We start from the raw sequence: 18,225 nt of genomic DNA on the forward strand, positions 1-18,225 counted from the left end.
GTGGCAACCGACCTACAGGTCTACTTCTGACCTACAGGTCTACTTCTGCGACCCGCGCAGTCCCTGGCAACGCGGCAGCAACGAAAACACCAACGGCCTGCTCAGGCAGTACTTCCCGAGAGCAACAAACTTCTCCCATGTCTCGCAGGCCCAACTCGACGACGTCGCCCTACGGCTCAATCAACGGCCCCGAAAAACCTTGGACTTCGAAACGCCGGCCGATAGGCTGCAGAAAGTGTTGCAATGACCGGTTGAAACCACCGGCGCAAATTGGTCACGGCTCCACTCGTGAAGTGGAGCCGCACCTGATCAAACCTCAGTTGCCTCGGAAAGTTCGAGAGCGTCCTCAACATCGACTCCCAGATAGCGGACCGTGTTCTCGATCTTGGTATGACCGAGCAAAATCTGGATGGCTCGCAGATTTCCCGTCGCTTTGTAGATAATCGAGGCCTTGGTGCGACGCAGGGAATGGGTTCCGTAGTCGTCTGGTCTAAGCCCGATCGCCTCCACCCATTCGTCGACAAGGCGTGCATACTGCCTTGTACTCATGTGAGCCCTTGGATTGATCCTGCTCGGAAACGCGTAATCGTCGACTGTTCCGCCGCGTCGCTCCAGCCATGCGAGAAGGCTGGAGCGTACGTCGCTCATCAACTCGAACTGAACAGGTCGGCCGGTTTTCTGTTGGATGACCATCGCGCGAGTTCGGACTTCCGGTCCTACAACGAGGTTGCCGATTTTGATCTTGACGAGATCGCAGCCGCGCAAATTGCTGTCGATCGCCAAATCGAAGAGCGCTCTGTCTCGCAGACGCAGCTCTCGATCGAGAAAGAAGCGTATCGCCCATATCTGTCGAGGTTTCAGAGGGCGTTTCGTTCCGACCTTCTTCCCGGCATTCCATGCCCGGCGATCGGAGTCGGTGAGGTCGTAGCACGAGTGTCCCATTTCGTTTCTCCTTCGGCCATGATTGGCCACCAGAGAAACGCCGCTCGACTGTTGCGGGGCCGTAACCGGACTGGCCGCTGAGTCACGGTTCAGTTCAAAAGCTGCCGTGTGGACGCGCTCCACAGACTGAAGGGTCGAGGAGACAAGCGATGAATGGCCAAGCACGCTGACTTTGGCCGACTTCAACGTCCCAGGAGGTTCTTCTCGACGGTTCTAAGGTGGATCAACATCGCCGTCTTGGAGCCGTCGGGATCGCGACGCAGCAACGCATCCAGGAGGGCCTGATGCTCATCGCAATACACCTGACGGCGCTCTTCGGAGAATGACCGCTTCTTCATCTCGAACCAAGGCGACTGGTTTCGGATCGCACGCATGAGGTTATGAATCTCCTTCAAAAAATCATTGCGGCAGCATGCGAAGACGCGATGATGGAATTCCGCGTCCCAATGCTCGAATGTGGGCATGTCTTGCGACTCGCAGGCGGTCTTATGTGCTTCGCGAACAGCGTTGAGCTCGGCCGCGCTCGCGTTGGTCGCGGCAAAAGCCGCGGCAGCCGGTTCCAGCAATTGCCTGATCTCCATCATATCGGCCGGGCTGGTGCCTTCCATTCGCGCCACCATCGAGGCAATCGACAGGGGATTTGTCGCGGTTAGAAATGTCCCGCGGCCGACGTGGCGAACAACGGTCCCGTCGCCTTCCAGGAAACCGACGGCGCGCCGCACCGTGTTGCGCGCCACCCCAAACTCGACCGCCAGATCACGCTCCGGAGGCATCCGCCCGTCCTCAAGCCATTCGCCGGATGAAATCCGCTTCTTGAGCATCAAGGCAATATCGTTCGCAACGAGCTTCGGCATTTCCAACTTCTATCTGATCCAATTGTGAACCAATAATATCAGCGATTGCGCGCCCGGTCTAGTAGTTTTAGCCAGAAATAGGCTTTTTCTGCCAGATATGCAAAGATTCATGCACTCAGCCCATTGCCAAGCCCAACCAATCGTGACTATTTTGTCTTCAAAGGCCGCATATTGGCTCACAAAAGGTTCAGGGAGAGAGGCATGAAAATTGCGACATTTGCGATCGCCGGTGAGCGTCGCGTCGGCGTCGTCGATCTCGACAGGCAGACTGTTTCGCCTTTTGATCTACCTGTCGAGCAGGCACAGACCGGTCTTCTGGCGCTGATCCGTCGCAATGGCGCCGGGATGCCGCGCACGCTTTCGCCCATCCCGCTTGCGCAGGTCGAGATCGAAGCGCCAATCCCGCTGCCGGCTCGCAACATTTTCTGCGTCGGCAAGAACTACCACGAGCATGCCCACGAATTTTCCCGCAGCGGATTCGATTCAAGCGCAGCCGCAGGGACCATCCCCAAGCACCCGATCATCTTCACCAAGGTTCCGGAGTCGGTGATACCGACCAACACCAATGTGCTGATCGACTCCACTGTATCGACGGCCATCGACTATGAGGCTGAGCTTGCCGTCATCATCGGCAAGGGCGGGCGCGGAATTTCAAAGGAAGACGCTTACGATCACGTTTGGGGCTACACGATCGTCAACGATGTCACCGCGCGCGATCTGCAGGGCAAATACAGCCAGTGGCTGATAGGCAAGTCCCAGGACACGTTTTGCCCCATGGGGCCTTGGGCCATAACCAAGGACGAACTCGACCTCGATAGTGCGTCTGTCCGCTGTTTCGTCAATGACGACCTGCGCCAGAACTCGAAGATTTCGCTGCTCATTTTTGATATCCCGACGATCATCTCGACGCTGTCGCAAGGCATCACACTGAACCCTGGCGATATCATTGCGACGGGGACGCCAGCAGGCGTCGGTATTGGGTTTGATCCGCCGAGATACCTGAAGGCTGGCGACGTCGTCCGCGTCGAGATCGACGGCATTGGGTCCCTGGAGAACCGCTTCGCGGAGCGTGCGCAATGACAACAGTGACGATCGGGCCGATCGTTGCCGAGGTCACCGGCGAAGGCATGCCGGTGGTGATGATCCATGGCCTTGGTGGAACGTCGAACATGTTCCAGCCGCAGATGGCGGCACTCTCCAGCTATCGTGTAGTCCGGCTGGATCTGCCTGGCTCGGGGCGCTCGCCAAGGCCATTTGAGCCGCTAACGATCGAAATCATGAGCGATGCCGTTACCCGCGCCATGGACGGCATGGGCGTAACGCGGGCACATTTCGTCGGTCATTCGATGGGCACCATCGTCTGCCAGCAAATAGCTGCCAAACAGTCTGCGCTGGTCGCTTCGCTGGCATTGTTCGGCGCCTTGGCCGAACCTGCCGAAGCAACACGGCAGGGCCTCGTCAAGCGAGCTCAACTGGCCAGAGCCGGCGGCATTGCCGACATAGCCGATCAGATCGTCGCCAATGCGCTGTCGGCGCATACAAGAGAGACGTCGCCTGCGGCGGTCGCCTTCGTGCGCGAGTCGATAACGCGGCAGGATCCGGAGTCTTATGCGCGCACTTGCGAGGCACTGGCGAAGGCGGCGGCGGTCGACCCCAGGCACATCGCGACCCCTACCCTGTTGGTCACCGGCGACGCCGACACAGTCAATCCGATGAGCATCGGCCAAGCGCTTGCCGATCGGATCAAGGGAGCCGTAATCTCTTCGCTCGATCGGTGCGGACACTGGGCTACCGTTGAGTGCCCCCGCGAAAGCAGCCAAAAGCTCGCCGATTTTTTGCGACGCGTTGATAGGTGAGGACCTGAACAGCGCGTAAAACTGCGCGTTCGAATGTTTTTGGGAGGATAAGATGGCAGAAGACAGCTGGAACGGAAACGGTTCGGGCGGCACGCTCTTCACCAACGTGCGCGTGCTCGACGCGACCGGTGAGTATCCCTACACCGGGGAAGTGCTGGTGCAGGGCAACCGCATCAAGCAGATCACCAAGGGTTCGTCGCGTTTTGGCTCGACATCGTCACCGTCATATGGTGGCGGCGCCACAGTCATTGACGGCATGGGCGCGACGCTGATGCCCGGCATGATCGATGCCCATTTGCACCTGTCTTGGAACAATGCGCCCGGCATCGACCCGATCCAGATGATGGAGGTCGAAGAGCATATGCTGGTCACGATGGAAATGGCCAAGCTCGTGCTGGACGCTGGCTTCACGGCGGGTCGCGGTGCTGCTGCAGCCAAGGCGAGGCTCGACGTCGTCTGCAAGAAGTTCATCAATCAGGGACGGTTCCCCGGGCCACGCTATCTAGCCGCTGGGCCTGAGATCACCACTGTGGGTGGCCTTGGCGATTCATCGCCGTCGCATATCCCGCATGAGGGCCTCAACCTGGGAATCGTCGTATCGGGGCCGGAAGAAATCCGGCGCACCGTGCGGCAGCTGATCAAATACGGCGTCGACTCAATCAAGCTCAATCTGTCCGGTGAAAGCATCACCGGTATGGGCGCCGAAGAGACACCAATGTCCGAAGAGGAGGTCGCCATGGCGGCCTCGGAGGCACGCTGCCGCAACAAGGTGTTGTCGGCACACGCGCGCTCATCTGGATCGGTCAAGCAGTGCATCAGGCACGGCATCCAGAACATCTTTCACGCATCATTTGCGGACGAAGAAGCCCTCGATATGTTGGAGGCCGCAAAAGACAAGCACTTCGTCGCGCCCGGCATTGCCTGGCTCATCAACACTGCTCGCCATGCCGAGCAATGGGGCATCAAGCCTGGCTCGCCGCTGTCGCTCGAATATGAGCGAGAGCTCGAGATGTGCGTCGACACGATGAAGAAAATGCACCGGCGCGGCATCCGCGTTCTGATTGGTGGCGACTACGGTTTTGCTTGGACACCGCAAGGCACCAACGCCAAGGATATTCAGACATTTGTCGAGATGCTTGGCTTCTCGCCGATGGAGGCGATCCAGGCCGGAACCAAATATGGTGGCCAGATTATGTGTATGGGCGACGAGCTCGGCATGATCAAGGAAGGCTATCTCGCCGACCTCCTTCTGATCGACGGCGATCCGATATCAGACGTCCGAATTCTCCAGGATAAGAACCGCATCCTCGCCATCATGAAGGACGGTAAATTCCACAAGGCACCGCGTATCAACGAACAGCGCCGGCGACTGACGGCATGAGCATCCTGGACCGGCCATCTTCGTCCGGGATCTCGGGCGGCGGCGTTTCGCGCCGACAGGCATGGGGCCTTTTCTGGCTCCTGATCGCCGCGCTCGTTGCATGGCTCGTTTTCGCCGTCTGGCCGGATTGGCTCAACGCGGTCCTCATATCGAAGAAAGCCTTCGTCAGCGCCGTGCTCAACGGCATAACGCTGGCAGGTCTCTACTTTCTGGTTGCCAGCGGTTTCACTTTGATCTTCGGCCTCATGCGCAACGTCAACCTGGCGCATGGTTCGCTTTACCTGCTCGGCGCCTACATCGGTTACGAAGTGGCGGACCGCACCGGCTACTGGTTGCTGGGGGTCGCCGCGGGCTTCATCGTGCTTGCAGTGATCGGTGTCGTCATGCAGGTCGTCGTGTTCCGTCGCTTGGAGGGTGACGACCTTAGGCAAACCCTGGTCAGCATCGGCATCTCGATCGTGGCGGCCGACCTGATGCTGGCGGTCTGGGCGGGCGGCACCTATCAGATCGCGGTGCCGGAATGGCTCGATGGTGCAGTGACCTTGCCTGTCATAACGGCGGTCCGATCCAACGGCGCATCGGTCTTTCTCACCTACCCATTCTATCGGATCGCCGTGCTGGCCGCAGCCATCGTCATTGGCATCGGCCTGTGGCTGATGCTGAACAAGACCCGCGTCGGCATGATGATCCGCGCCGGCGTCGACGATCGCGCTATGCTTTCAGCCTCTGGCGTCAACGTGCATGCGGTCTTCGCCATCGTCTTTGCGGTTGGAGCCGGACTTGCCGGCTTTGCCGGGGTCGTTGGCGGATCGGCGCTGTCCGTCGCGCCGGGTGAAGACATTCGTTATCTGCTGGCCTCGCTCGTAGTCGTCATCGTTGGCGGCATGGGCTCGATATCAGGCGCAGCCATAGGCGCGCTTCTCATTGGTTTGGCCGAACAACTCGGCCTGGTCTACTTCCCGACCTACGGCGTCGTGCTGACCTTCATCATCATGGTCGTGACACTTGCGATCCGGCCGCAAGGCATCATGGGCAAATCACGATGACCATGAGCCTCCAATCCACGCCCGCCACAACTCAGCCAACCTGGCTGGACAAAATTGGCGCCGGTCACATTCTTCTCGCCATCGCGCTGGTTCTGTATCCGCTGGTGGCGTCGGATTTCTTCCTGACGCAGATCGGCGGCTACTCCTTAATCTTTGGCATGCTCGGCCTGTCGTTGATGATGCTCGCCGGCTACGGCGGCATGGTCAGCCTGGCTCAGATCACCGTCGCGGGTATCGCGGCCTATTGCATCGCGATCTTCGGCGACAACAACAGCCACCTTCTTGGCTTTGGCTGGCCCTGGTGGATTGCGGCTCCGGTTGCGATCCTGATCGCGGCGATCGCCTCGTCCCTGATCGGATGGATATCGGTCCGCACCGAAGGCATCTACACCATCATGATCACGCTGGCGATTGCCACCGCCACCTTCTACTTCGCGCAGCAGAACTACGCGATCTTCAATGGCCATTCGGGCTATGCCGGCATACGCGCCCCAGCTTTCTGGGGCGTGAACTGGCGCGATCCGAAGGCGTTCTATTACCTGTGCCTTGGATTCTCGGTGCTCGCCTATGCCGCGATCCTCTACGGCTCCAGGTCAACGTTCGGGCTGACCCTGCAGGCGATCCGTGACAATCCCCGCCGCATGCGCGCTCTGGGCTTCAACGTTACTGCGCACAAGGTGTTCGCCTGGTTTCTGGCCGGCATCATAGGTGGGTTGGCCGGTGTGCTCCTGGTCTGGTTCAATGGCCGCGTATCGCCCGGCACCATCGGTGTGGACGCTGCAATCGATGTTCTGATCATCGCTGTCATTGGTGGTCTGCGGCATCCGATCGGGCCGTTCCTTGGAGCCCTCGTCGTCGTTCTGATGCAGACGTTCGCGATCGATCTCGTCGGGGCCGAGCGTTTCAACACCCTGATCGGCCTCGTCTTCCTGGTGATCGTTTTCATTTCACCAGATGGAATTCTTGGGTTGTGGGCAAAGTTCAAGCCCAACTTTTCTCAGGAGTCCTTGCGCCCCAGCCTGTGACGGCCGGGCGGAATGAACTGCACAACTCTGTCAATCAAGGGAGGAAATAATGAGGATGCACAGACGCACATTACTGGCTTTGGCATTGGCGAGCGGACTGACCGCTCCGTCCTTGGCTCTCGCCGCTGACGACACCATCAAGATCGGCCTGCTTGCGACCTTCGAAGGGCCCTTCACGGTGCTTGGCGAAGATAGCGAGCGCGGCGCAATGACCGCCGTGGAAGAGGTCGCCGGCACCGTGGCGGGCAAAAAGATCGAGATCATCAAGGGGTCGTCCGACGCGTCACCCGACAGTGCGGTGCGCGCGGCCCGCAAGCTGGTCGAACAGGATGGCGTCAAGGTCCTGATCGGTCCGCTTTCTGGTGACGAAGGCCTGGCCGTCAAGGACTATGCCAAGACCCAGCCGACGGTCACGTTCCTGAATGGCGCATCCGCTGCCCAGGACACGACTTTCAGGGATCCTGCCCCGAACTTCTTCCGCTTTGGAACCGATGGCGCGCAATGGATGGCAGGCCTGGGCACTTACGCTTTCAAGGACAAAGGCTACAAGACCGTCGCGACCGTCGCGGAGGACTACTCCTTCCCCTACACGCAGGTGTTCGGCTTTATGGCTGAGTTCTGCAAGGCAGGCGGACACGTGCCGTCGAAATCCTGGGTGCCGATCGGTAACAAGGATTTCTCCTCGGTCATCGCTGCCATCCCCGACAATGTCGACGCAATCTATGTGGCGCTCGGCGGTGCAGATGCCGTGAACTTCCTGACTCAATACCAACAGTCCGGCGGTGCGGCCCCGCTAATCGGAGGCTCGATCACTGTCGATCAGACGGTGCTCACGGCCAAGGGCAAGCTGCGTGACGTGCTCGTTGGAACGCCTTCTGCCGGTCCGACGGCTGACACGAATGACACCGCTTCCTGGACCAAGTTTGTCGAGGCTTACAAAAAGCAGCCAGGTGCATTCCCGTCGCCGTCGCTGTTTGCCCATGCCTACTACATCAACATGAAAGCCGCGTTGCTTGGCCTCGACAAGGTCGGCGGCGATGTTTCCGATGGTGGTGCGAAGCTGCGCGATACCCTTTCGTCGCTGTCTTTTGAGACGCCGACGGGCAAGGTTTCGCTCGACAAGAACCGCAATGCGATTGCCGACATCTTTCTGACGGAAGTGACTGAAAACGCCGACGGGACGCTGTTGAACAAGCTGATCAAGGTGGTTCCGCAGGTAAACCAGACACTAGGCATTGCTGAAGCGGACTTCACGGCGCTGGGCGCTGTGAGCCGCGACAATCCAAGCTGCCCGTAATCGGTCGAACGCAGGAGCGCGCACCAGTGGCCGAGAATGACATGGCTTCCCGTCTGCAAGGAACCGGTGCTTACGCTCTGGAACTGGACGGCGTCGCGCGTCACTTCGGTGCTCTGGTGGCGCTTTCCGGCATCAATATGAGGATCGCGGCCGGCGAACGGCGCGCGGTCCTCGGCTCCAATGGTGCCGGCAAGACGACGCTTTTCAATGCGGTGACCGGCGACTTCTTGCCGACGGCCGGGCGCATCCGCTTCTTCGGCGAAGACATAACCGATCTGCCCACACATGAACGCATCAGGCGTGGCTTGCGGCGGACCTACCAGATTTCGCAGTTGTTCAAGGGGCTGTCGGTTCTCGATTCAATCTTCCTGGCCTGCCGCGGAGTGTCGCGCCGCCGGTTCTCATTACTTCGGCCGCGGTTGAATGACGTCAACAGAGTTCAGGCTGAGTCGATCCTCCACGCCGTGCATTTGGACAGCGACCGCGACGCGTTGGTGGCGACACTCAGCCACGGCCAGCAGCGACAGCTGGAAATTGCGCTGGCCCTCGCCGGCGCACCCCGGTTCATATTGTTCGACGAACCCGCAGCGGGTCTGTCGCCGACAGAGCGTCGCGATCTGGTTGCGATCCTCAACGGCCTCCCCAAGCACATCGGCTATGTCATCATCGAGCATGATCTCGACGTGGCGCTTCGCGTCTCTGAATATGTCTCGATGATGCACAATGGCCGCCTGTTCAAGGAAGGCACACCCCAGGAGATCGAGGCCGATCCTGAGGTCCAGGAAATCTACCTTGGAGGCAAGCATGGCTGAGCGCGCCGCTTCCTCAGGCAAGGCGGTTCTCAAGATCGAGGACCTTCAGGTCTATTACGGCCAAAGTCATGCGCTCCAGGGCGTGTCGCTGACTTTGGAAACCGGCGTGTTGTCGGTCGTCGGCCGCAATGGCATGGGCAAGACGACACTGTGCAACACCATCACTGGCCTGAAGCGCGCACAATCCGGTTCCATTCGAGTCAACGGTCGAGAGATATCCTCGCTCGAGCCGCACGAGATCCACCGCCTCGGCGTCGGCTACGTCCCCCAAGGCAGGCGAGTCTGGCCAAGCCTGTCCGTGGATGAGCACTTGCGGATGTCGTCGAAACGCGACGCCAGTTGGACGGTCGAGCGTGTCTACAAGACCTTTCCACGCCTGGCGGAACGCAAAAGCAATGGCGGCTCTCAACTGTCGGGTGGCGAGCAGCAGATGCTGGCCATTTCGCGTGCGCTGCTGAGCGACCCCAAACTGCTGGTCATGGACGAGCCAACCGAAGGGCTGGCGCCGGTCATTGTCGAACAGGTCGAGCGCATGCTCGTCAGCCTGGCGGAAGAAGGCGAGATGGCGATCCTCGTCATCGAACAGAATATCGGTGTTGCAACGGCCGTGTCGGACCGCGTCGCGATCATGGTCAACGGGCGCATCAACCGGGTCATGGAAGCCTCGGCGCTTGCTGCCGATCGCGACTTGCAGCAACGTCTGCTCGGCGTTGGCCGCCACTCTGATGAACCTGCTGTTACTCCAGCCGCAATTGCCGAAGCGCAAGAGCAACTGGCGGAGGTCTACCGCATTGATCGGGCAGGCACACGCACAGAGCCGGTGGTTCAGAATGGGGTCTACCGTCCGGTCACCGAGCTGCCAAACCGGTGGAACGTGCCGGTTGCAGCCATGCGGCAAGCGGCAGTCGAAAAACACAATCCTCAAGACGACCTGAAAAAGGTCTTCGCCATCCCCTTCGCCGAGCGGATCGGCCGCACCGTTCTTGTCGCCGGAACGTTCGACACGAAGGCGAAGGAATTGCGGTTCGTGGCCGATCGTCTGAAATCGCTCGGGATTCCCGTTCGCACAGTCGACCTCTCCACCTCGGGAAGGCCGTCGAGCGCGGACGTTCCCGCTATGCAGGTCGCAGGCATGCATGCGCGAGGATCATCGGCTGTGTTTTCGAATGACCGCGGCGGCTCGGTCGCCGCAATGGCCGAGGCCTTTGCTCGCTGGATCGAACGCGAGCCAGGTCTTGGCGGCGTGATTTCGGCCGGCGGCTCAGGCGGAACGACAATGGCCACCGCCGGTATGCGCGTCCTGCCGGTGGGCGTTCCCAAACTGATGGTGTCCACCGTGGCAGCCGGCGACGTCGGCAAATATGTCGGTGGCGCCGATATCATAATGTTCCACTCGGTCGCGGATGTTCAGGGCCTCAACTCGATCACTGAGGCCGTCCTGGGCAACGCTGCTCACGCCATGGCGGGTATGGTCGCGCAGCTGCCTTCCGGCGAAGCCTGGGAAGCCAAGCGAAAGCTGGCACGTCCTGCTGTCGGCATCACCATGTTTGGCGTCACCACGCCCGCTGTGCAGGCCGTCACCAAACGGTTGGAAGCGGATTATGACTGCCTGGTTTTCCACGCTACCGGCATCGGTGGCCGGGCCATGGAGAACCTCGCCGACTCCCGACTGCTGTCGGCCTTCATCGACCTGACAACGACGGAAGTCGCCGACATGGTGGTCGGTGGCGTGTTCCCTGCAAACGATGATCGCTTCGGAGCGGCGATACGCACGGGCTTGCCCTATGTCGGGTCCACCGGCGCGCTGGACATGGTCAATTTTGGCCCGCGCGACAGTGTGCCGGAAAAATTCAAAAGCCGGAAGTTCGTCGTGCACAATCCCAATGTCACCCTGATGCGCACCACCAGGGATGAAAACCGGCAGTTTGGCGAATGGATCGGCACGCGGCTGAATGCCATGAATGGGCCTGTGCGCTTTCTCCTGCCTGAAGGCGGCGTTTCGATGCTCGACGCACCCGGGCAACCCTTCCACGATCCGGAAGCCGACAATGCGCTGTTTGAGGCGATCGAGAAAACCGTGCGCCAGACGTCACTGCGGCTGGTCCAGCGCGTTCGTTCCAACATCAACGATGCGCCATTCATCGATGCGGTGATCACTGCATTCCATGCAATCGCACCGAAACTGCAGAGGCGCGCATGACCCGATCTGCAAGTCGACAGCCTCACGAAAATCAAGCCGGTCGGCTTCGGTCGATCGCATCCTGTTTGGGAGGGTAGAAAAATGGCCGCACAGACTTTTGGCACGTTCCTTTTGTGGTTGATCGTCGCCGCGATCATCGTTGTGATTGCTGTCTATATCCTGCGATGGCTGTATCGCCGCTCCACCAAGGAAACAGCGTTCGTGCGAACCGGTTTCATGGGCGAGAAGGTGGTCGTCAATGGCGGCGCTTTCGTCATACCGGTCCTGCACGAAATAACTCCCGTCAACATGAACGTGCTGCGCATCGAGGTGCGCCGCGAAGACGCTCACGCATTGATCACCAAGAACCGGATGCGCGTCGACCTGATCGCGGAATTCTTCGTGCGGGTCGGAGCAAGCCGCGAATTGGTGGCCGCCGCCGCGCAGACACTGGGGCGGCGCACATTGCAGCCTGAAAGCCTGCGCGAATTGCTTGAGGGAAAATTCGCCGGCGCCATGCGCACGATCGCTGCCCAGATGAGCCTGGAGGAAATGCACGAGTTGCGCGGCGACTACGCGGCCAAGGTCCGCACCCTCGCCTCTGAATCGCTTGCTGCTAACGGTCTCGAACTTGAGAGTGTCGCTATCGTCGACCTCGACCAGACCAGCCTTGAGTATTTCGATCCGTCCAACGCGTTCGATGCCGAGGGTCTGACGCAACTGACGGAATCCATCGAAACTCGCCGCCGGATGCGCAACGAGATTGAACAGCGCACCCTCGTCGATATCCGCAACCAGAACCTCGATACGCAGCGCAAGGTGCTCGAGATCGACCGTGACACCGAATATGCGCGGCTCGAACAGGAACGCGAGGTCGAGATCCGCCGTGCGTCGCAGCGTTCTGAGCTGGCCATCGAGCGCGCGCTCCGCGACCAGGAATCGGAACAGGCGCAGCTGTCCTCGCGCGAAGCCGTCGAGAAATCCCGGCTGAACCAGGAAAGGAACATCACGGAAGAGCGCATCAAGAGCGAAGAGGACACGCAACGCCGCGAGATCGCCCGCCGGCGGTCCCTCGACGAGACTGAGATGAAAATGCGCGAACTGACAGAGCGTGAGCAGATCGCCCTGGAACTGTCGCTGGAAAAGGCCCGCATCGAGCGCGAAGGCGCGCAGAGCGGACTGGAGATCGAGCGCAAAAAGGTGCTCGAGATCGCGGAGCTTGAGCGTCAGATCGCGTTGGCGGAGAAGGCGCTGGAAGTCACGAAGGCAGAGGCTGAAAAGCGCCGCGCCGAGATTGTTGAGAACCAGGCCACTGAAACCGCGCGCATCGCGCAGGAGCGCGCCATTGACGAGGTGAGGATTGCTCGCGAGCGCCACCTTGAAGCGTTGCAGATCGCCAAGCGCCAGGCGTTCGAGGAAGCCGAGATTTCTGCCGGCGAAGAGGTGGAGCGTGCCCGCATCACTACAGAGCGTGGCATTGAGGAAGCCCGCCTGATCAAGGACCGCGACATGCGCCAGTTGGGCGTCGATCGTGACCAGAAGATCGAGATCGCCGAGATTCAGAAGGCAATCGACATCGCCAAGAAGACCCAGGAACGCTCGTCCGCGATTGCAGCCTCGGAAGCCGTTCGTGCAAAGGCCATTCAGGCCGAGGAACAGGCCTTCACCGCCCGCGAGCGCGAGATTGCCGAGCGTCGCAAGCTGACCGACCTTATCGGTGCCGCCCGGGAAGCCGAGCGCGATGCCCTGCGCATCACCTCGGCTGCTGACGCTGAGATGAAAGCAGCAAAGAGCCTGGCGGAAGCACAGAAGATCGCTGCTGTCGCTTCGGCGGAAGCGGAGAAGATCCATGCCCTGGCCGCGGCCCAGCGCTACGAGGTCGACGCCGCCGGTCACCGGCAGCTCAACGAGGCCGAGAACCTGCTTTCGGACGAGGCTCGCGCCGGGCGCCTCCGCGGCAAATTGCTGGACCACATGGAAGGCATCATCCGCGAGAGTGTCAAACCGATGGAGAAGATCGAAGGCATCAAAATCCTGCATGTCGACGGGATCAACGGTGGCCAAGGCGGCAGCCGCAACGTCACCGACGAGGTCATCGATTCAGCGCTGCGTTACAGGGTGCAGGCGCCAATGATCGACAATCTGATGAAGGAGATCGGCATCGAGGGCGGATCGCTTGGCCGCATGACCGATGTTTTGCGAGACGCCAAGGACATAGCCAGCCTCAGCCGCGACAAGAAAGGCAAAGCAAAGAGCGGCAAGGAAACCGACGATGACGATCGCGACCAGTGAAGCCGTAGGGTCACCCGATGCCGAAGATCTATGTGTCGTCGACGATCAATGCGCCAGCTGTGGACGTTTGGAAACTTGTCCGAAACTTCAATGGCTTGCCGAGCTGGACACCGTTCGTCGCGGAGAGCCGCATCGAACAGAACGCGCATCCGGACCAGATCGGCTGCATACGCAATTTCATGCTGAAGGACGGTGGCCGGATCCGGGAGAAACTGCTGGCTCTGTCTGACTACGACCTCTCCTACAGCTATGCGATGCTGGAGAGCCCGATGGGGGTAGAGAACTACATAGCCACGCTCTCCCTGACCCCTGTGACCGATGGCAACATGACGTTCGCCGAATGGCGGGCCGAGTTCGACTGTGCACCCGAGCGGGAAAGCGCATTGGTGCAGCAGATCGGCACAGGCGTATTCCAGAGCGCCTTCACGGCGCTCAAACAGCGCTTCGCGCGCTGACATCGACGAATGGTCAAGGTTTGCCAGAGCACGATCATCAACGCGCCTGTAGAGGACGTCTGGTCTGTTCTGCGCGATTTCAATGGGCATGAGCGCTGGCATCCGGCAATCTCCTTCAGCGAGATTGAGAGCGGCGACCCGGCCGATGCGATCGGCGCGGTTCGCCATTTCCGTCTCACCGATGGGAGCGAACTGCGCGAACAACTCCTGGCCTTATCCGACAAAGACCGGCGCCTGAGATATTGTCTGTTGGAGGCGCCGTTGCCGTTGATGGGGTATGTCGCGTCGATCCGGCTGAAGCCGGTAACGGACGGCAACGCTACCTTCTGGGAATGGTCCTCGGAGTTCCATCCGCCCGCGCATCGCCGTGATGAACTGGTCAAGCTGGTCACTGAAGGCATCTACCAAGCCGGTTTTGAGGCCGTTCGCCGGCTCTTGACCGGAAGGCCTATTGCCGAACCAAACAAGGCCAGGTCACAGCAACCGGCGGCGGAGTTGATCCCCAAGAGGCGCGAGCGGGAGCTGCCTAGAGGCGACGACCAGGGCACACGGACCAAGGCAATCCTTGTCGAGCGCCACGGAGGCCCCGAGGTTCTGCAGCTTGCGGAGATCGGCTTGGCGCCGCCATCGCGTGGCGAGATCCAGGTCCGTCACACGTTCATTGGTGTCAACTATATCGACGTCTATTGCAGGACCGGCTATTTCGACCTCCTGCAGCCGCCAGGCGTTCCGGGCATGGAAGCCGCCGGCGTCATCGCAGCGGTCGGCCCGGAGGTTTCGGGCTTTTCAGTCGGCGACCGGATTGCCTATGCATGCCCGCCGGTCGGCGCTTACTGCGAACGACGCAACATGGCACCCGACCTTTTGGTTCACCTCTCGGATGACATTTCCGACGTAACAGCCGCGGCGGGTCTTTTGAAAGGCATTACTGCGAGCTTCCTGCTGCACGACGTTTATCCCGTGAAACCCGGGTCCGTTGTGCTCATCCATGCGGCAGCAGGCGGGGTCGGCCAGTTGCTGGTGCAATGGGCACGTCATCTCGGCGCGACGGTGATCGCCACTGTCTCGAGCGATGATAAAGCCCGGATCGTGGAACGGCTCGGCGCCCATCACGTCATCGTCTACTCCAGAGAGAATTTCGCAGAGGCCGTCATGCATCTGACCGGCGGCAAGGGCGCGGATGTGGCCTATGACGCCGTCGGCAATGACACGTTTGGCGGGTCGCTGGCGGCTTTGGGCGTTCGTGGCCATCTCGTCAGTTTTGGCCAAGCTTCAGGACCTGTGGGGAATTGGGACATTGGCAGGTTCTCTTCGAAGTCGATCACCATTTCCCGCCCGAACTACGCTCACTACACGGACAGTCCTGAGAAGCTGGGGCCTCACGTAAACCGGTTTTTCGCCGCTTTGCGCCAAGGTGTGATCAAGATCGGCGCGCCCAGGCAATATGATCTGGCGCGGGCTGCCGACGCTCATCGCGACCTCGAGGCTAGGAGGACAACCGGGGCACTTGTGCTGAGGGTGTGATAGTACTGCTCCCGGTGCCTTCTGCAGGCGCTCTCAAGGTCCGCTTTTGACGAACGTCGAATTGGGCTTTGACGACCGATATGAGGCGCAAAGCCGCCATTCTTTTCAGGATTGAGAGTAGGCGTCAGCTTGGAGACAGCGCAAGTAAGTGAACAACGCGACCGGCGGCACTCGTCAGAGATGCCGTCGCCGCGCGCGCAGCAATTGGCGATAGCCGCGCTCGACCATCCTCAGCCCATCGCGCACGAGGCGATACGTCTGGTAGCGAAAAGTGGAGTCATGCCAGTCGGCGGCGCTGACCAGCCGCGAACCGAACAGGGCGGTCGCGACTTCAAAATGGGATGCCTGCTGGGCGCGGCCATCAAGGCATCGCAGCATGTGGCCTAGGCGCCGGCGCTGGGCCGTGGTCAAGCGGGCGTCAGGAAGATGTTGCCTATAGATAGAGCGGATGAACCGCTCGATCGCTTGGAGCCGGTCGTGCGCCATGTCGTCGAGCGGGATGATGGCGGCAAGTGGTTCGCCTGGCTTCGCGTCGCCGAGAAGCGCCAGTTGCGTTCCGCCCGGCGAAGAGCGCACGTGAAGGCCGACTTCATCACGCTGGCCTGCGGCCAGCGGAACGTCGAGGGCGCTGAACTCCCGCGCTCGCAGATCCGGCGGAACTTCGACGAGGTTCACAACCCCAGGGTCGATCTGAGGCGCCCAATAGACGGGCTGCTCGACTGCGGATTGGTCAGGCCTGGCGGCGAAACTGCAACCCCCAGCGCTTGCGTAATGCGCGCATCGCCTCATCGGAGCGAGAGGCGGCGAAGTCCTGCTGATACTGGGGATTGCGTCGCAGGAACTCCCAGGCAATCGCATCGGCGGCGGCGGCTTTGACGAATGCATATGCTTGTGGGTCACGCCACTGCGATGTATCCGGCTTCATCCGCATCCTTCCCTTGTCACGGATTTGATAAGGGGACGCGGCGTTGAGCGAAATCCTTGGATTCCGTCATTGACGAATGGACGAGGAGATATCCCGGCGACGAAAGATCAGGCCGGGCTTTTGTGATGTCTACTGGCTTGCGCCTTGCAGTGTCTTGAATGTGTCCGTCCAGGCGCGATAGGCCTCATCATTGCCCTGGCTCCATTCGCTGAAGGCGCGCCAGGCGGCGAACGATGATGCAGGCTGCTCGAACAGCGAGCCGATCGAGTGATCGCCTGCGGGCCAGCCGGTAGGCTCGTCGCTTATCGTTTCATGCGTGAGGCGCCGCAGATCGGCCAACGCAGAGCGGATGTGCGGCAGCGGAAATTCGCAAAGGTCGGTGTTGTCATTCGCTTCCCGAACGACGACCGCAAGCTTGGCGATCACGCCCGCCAAGGATTGAGCAGGTGTCGCCGCAATCTCGGCCAATAGGGCGTCAGCCTTTTCAGCGTCATCCTGCTCTTCCTCGAGGAAATCAGGCCAGTGGCGGTCGGCGCGAACCCTCTCCCCGCGCCCAATCATTTCGCCGACAGGCATGAGCGCGCCGCACTCCAGGACCCCCTCCTCAGCCTGCTGCTGCCGAACGCACGAGGCCAGCATCGCAACGTGAACGTCAATCCAGGCAAGGGATAGGAGAAGTGCTGGATCGGCCGACGGCTGGTTTTCGCCAATTGATGGGTATTGTGAAGCTGCCTTATCTCCACTCACCGGCGCCTCCCGTTCTCACCCGTGACGAAAGGACAATTGGTAGCTATCGTCAGAATCAATGAAGATCCTGAGCTATCAACGTCGTCGCGTAGTGGGGCCGAGCGAGGCTATTTCGCCAGACCTCATCAATGACTTCCGTTGGGTGGCATACTAAAAGCGGCTTTTTTGACCTATGTCAACCAAAAAGAACGATATTGAGAGTGATGCGATCTCTGTTCAGCAGTGTCGTGCTGCACGAGCCATGCTCGGATGGAGTCAGGGCGACCTAGCCGAGGCAGCGGCTGTTTCCAGAACTACGATAGTAGACTTCGAGAGGAGTATTCGTATTCCGCACCGAAACAATCTAGCTGCGATCCGCCGTGCGTTTGAGACAGCGGGAATCGAATTCCTTGCGGAAAATGGCGGCGGCGCGGGCTTACGATTTGCGCGACGGTCTGATCAGACCTAGAGAACTCTCGCCCGGCGCGATTGCCAGGCGAGAGGATCTTCATTCATTCGCCGTTGCGGCGGTTGGGGCGGGACCAGATGAGGCTGTGGCCCTCGCCTTCCTCGTCGGCGAAGAGGTTGGCGTAGATCGGAGCGGTGAAGCTCGGATCGTCCAGCTTGAGCCCAAGATAGTCGCGGCCTTCGTTGGAGCGCTTGGACCAGGCGGCGCCGATTTCGGCCTTGCCGACTACCACGCGGTGGCTTGGAGCGTTTTCGCCGCTGGCCCGGGTGTCGGGGACGATGCGTACGCCCTTGGCCTGGACGCTGAGGGTGACAATCTCGCCGGTGAACTCGTTCGCATTTGTCTTCTTGAAAGTGCCGATGGTAGCCATTTTCAGTCTCCGTTCTTCGTTTCCGAGCCCGCACCATGCGACCTCGATGGCGATCGCGAGGCCGAAGGCGAC

20 protein-coding genes are annotated in these 18,225 nt (G+C 60.3%); 13 read left to right on the plus strand and 7 right to left on the minus strand.

Features of this window, described 5'->3' with window-relative positions:
• On the plus strand, positions 1 to 247 hold a 247-nt coding region (locus AC1DX4_RS34615; protein ID WP_477224609.1), incomplete at its 5' end, for an IS30 family transposase.
• 62 nt (positions 248 to 309) lie between these two features.
• Here AC1DX4_RS34615 and AC1DX4_RS34620 read toward each other — a convergent pair.
• Positions 310 to 942 (minus strand): tyrosine-type recombinase/integrase, encoded by a 633-nt coding sequence (locus AC1DX4_RS34620; RefSeq protein WP_477224622.1) that lies wholly within the window; start codon positions 940 to 942, stop codon positions 310 to 312.
• Between the two features lie 182 nt (positions 943 to 1,124).
• Positions 1,125 to 1,796: a FadR/GntR family transcriptional regulator gene (locus AC1DX4_RS34625; RefSeq protein WP_477224610.1), complete on the minus strand. Its 672-nt coding sequence runs from the start codon at positions 1,794 to 1,796 to the stop codon at positions 1,125 to 1,127.
• Between the two features lie 201 nt (positions 1,797 to 1,997).
• Here AC1DX4_RS34625 and AC1DX4_RS34630 point away from each other — a divergent pair, with 201 nt between their 5' ends.
• Genes AC1DX4_RS34630 through AC1DX4_RS34665 form a run of 8 tightly spaced genes read left to right on the plus strand, consistent with a single transcriptional unit; the run spans position 1,998 to position 11,413 of the window.
• Positions 1,998 to 2,876 (plus strand): fumarylacetoacetate hydrolase family protein, encoded by an 879-nt coding sequence (locus AC1DX4_RS34630; RefSeq protein ID WP_477224611.1) that lies wholly within the window; start codon positions 1,998 to 2,000, stop codon positions 2,874 to 2,876.
• A gap of 47 nt (positions 2,877 to 2,923) precedes the next feature.
• A complete protein-coding gene (locus AC1DX4_RS34635; protein WP_477224612.1) occupies positions 2,924 to 3,652 on the plus strand; it encodes an alpha/beta fold hydrolase in 729 nt (242 codons plus the stop codon).
• A 52-nt stretch (positions 3,653 to 3,704) separates the two neighbouring features.
• Positions 3,705 to 5,033 (plus strand): metal-dependent hydrolase family protein, encoded by a 1,329-nt coding sequence (locus AC1DX4_RS34640; RefSeq protein ID WP_477224613.1) that lies wholly within the window; start codon positions 3,705 to 3,707, stop codon positions 5,031 to 5,033.
• Positions 5,030 to 6,079 carry a branched-chain amino acid ABC transporter permease gene (locus AC1DX4_RS34645; protein WP_477224614.1) on the plus strand — a complete coding sequence of 350 codons (1,050 nt, stop codon included), beginning with the start codon at positions 5,030 to 5,032 and terminating at the stop codon, positions 6,077 to 6,079. Before AC1DX4_RS34640 ends, AC1DX4_RS34645 begins: the two co-directional genes overlap by 4 nt.
• Positions 6,076 to 7,104 (plus strand): branched-chain amino acid ABC transporter permease, encoded by a 1,029-nt coding sequence (locus tag AC1DX4_RS34650; protein WP_477224615.1) that lies wholly within the window; start codon positions 6,076 to 6,078, stop codon positions 7,102 to 7,104. Before AC1DX4_RS34645 ends, AC1DX4_RS34650 begins: the two co-directional genes overlap by 4 nt.
• Positions 7,105 to 7,159: 55 nt before the next feature.
• Complete coding sequence (locus AC1DX4_RS34655; protein ID WP_477224623.1) at positions 7,160 to 8,401, plus strand: ABC transporter substrate-binding protein; 1,242 nt, start codon at positions 7,160 to 7,162, stop codon at positions 8,399 to 8,401.
• Positions 8,402 to 8,442: 41 nt separating this feature from the next.
• Positions 8,443 to 9,213 (plus strand): ABC transporter ATP-binding protein, encoded by a 771-nt coding sequence (locus AC1DX4_RS34660; protein WP_477224624.1) that lies wholly within the window; start codon positions 8,443 to 8,445, stop codon positions 9,211 to 9,213.
• Positions 9,206 to 11,413 (plus strand): Tm-1-like ATP-binding domain-containing protein, encoded by a 2,208-nt coding sequence (locus AC1DX4_RS34665; RefSeq protein WP_477224616.1) that lies wholly within the window; start codon positions 9,206 to 9,208, stop codon positions 11,411 to 11,413. Before AC1DX4_RS34660 ends, AC1DX4_RS34665 begins: the two co-directional genes overlap by 8 nt.
• Here AC1DX4_RS34665 and AC1DX4_RS34670 read toward each other — a convergent pair.
• Complete coding sequence (locus tag AC1DX4_RS34670; RefSeq protein ID WP_477224626.1) at positions 11,303 to 11,743, minus strand: hypothetical protein; 441 nt, start codon at positions 11,741 to 11,743, stop codon at positions 11,303 to 11,305. The genes AC1DX4_RS34665 and AC1DX4_RS34670 overlap by 111 nt on opposite strands.
• Here AC1DX4_RS34670 and AC1DX4_RS34675 point away from each other — a divergent pair.
• From AC1DX4_RS34675 to AC1DX4_RS34685, 3 genes are read left to right on the plus strand one after another with little or no spacing between them, the layout of a single operon-like run.
• A complete protein-coding gene (locus AC1DX4_RS34675) occupies positions 11,630 to 13,684 on the plus strand; it encodes a flotillin domain-containing protein (RefSeq protein ID WP_477224625.1) in 2,055 nt (684 codons plus the stop codon). The genes AC1DX4_RS34670 and AC1DX4_RS34675 overlap by 114 nt on opposite strands.
• 17 nt (positions 13,685 to 13,701) lie before the next feature.
• Positions 13,702 to 14,139, plus strand: coding sequence for an SRPBCC family protein (locus tag AC1DX4_RS34680; RefSeq protein WP_477224617.1), 438 nt, complete (start codon positions 13,702 to 13,704; stop codon positions 14,137 to 14,139).
• 9 nt (positions 14,140 to 14,148) lie between these two features.
• Positions 14,149 to 15,663 (plus strand): SRPBCC family protein, encoded by a 1,515-nt coding sequence (locus AC1DX4_RS34685; protein ID WP_477224618.1) that lies wholly within the window; start codon positions 14,149 to 14,151, stop codon positions 15,661 to 15,663.
• A 174-nt stretch (positions 15,664 to 15,837) separates the two neighbouring features.
• On the opposite strand, the gene AC1DX4_RS34690 is transcribed toward AC1DX4_RS34685, so the two are convergent.
• From AC1DX4_RS34690 to AC1DX4_RS34700, 3 genes are all read right to left on the minus strand, one after another.
• Positions 15,838 to 16,338 (minus strand): DUF2285 domain-containing protein, encoded by a 501-nt coding sequence (locus AC1DX4_RS34690; RefSeq protein ID WP_477224619.1) that lies wholly within the window; start codon positions 16,336 to 16,338, stop codon positions 15,838 to 15,840.
• 55 nt (positions 16,339 to 16,393) lie between these two features.
• Complete coding sequence (locus AC1DX4_RS34695) at positions 16,394 to 16,588, minus strand: transcriptional regulator domain-containing protein (protein WP_477224620.1); 195 nt, start codon at positions 16,586 to 16,588, stop codon at positions 16,394 to 16,396.
• Between the two features lie 129 nt (positions 16,589 to 16,717).
• On the minus strand, positions 16,718 to 17,164 hold the full coding sequence (locus AC1DX4_RS34700) for a hypothetical protein (RefSeq protein ID WP_477224621.1): 447 nt from the start codon (positions 17,162 to 17,164) through the stop codon (positions 16,718 to 16,720).
• 343 nt (positions 17,165 to 17,507) lie between these two features.
• On the opposite strand from AC1DX4_RS34700, the gene AC1DX4_RS34705 reads away from it, so the two are divergent.
• Positions 17,508 to 17,783, plus strand: coding sequence for a helix-turn-helix transcriptional regulator (locus tag AC1DX4_RS34705; RefSeq protein WP_280739588.1), 276 nt, complete (start codon positions 17,508 to 17,510; stop codon positions 17,781 to 17,783).
• Between the two features lie 43 nt (positions 17,784 to 17,826).
• Here the strand turns inward: AC1DX4_RS34705 and AC1DX4_RS34710 are convergent, their stop codons facing one another.
• Entirely contained in the window at positions 17,827 to 18,153 is a 327-nt protein-coding gene (locus AC1DX4_RS34710) for a DUF736 domain-containing protein (RefSeq protein WP_113190782.1), read from the minus strand.
• Positions 18,154 to 18,225 lie beyond the last annotated feature (72 nt).

It is taken from the genome of Mesorhizobium sp. P3_A8, assembly GCF_056402995.1.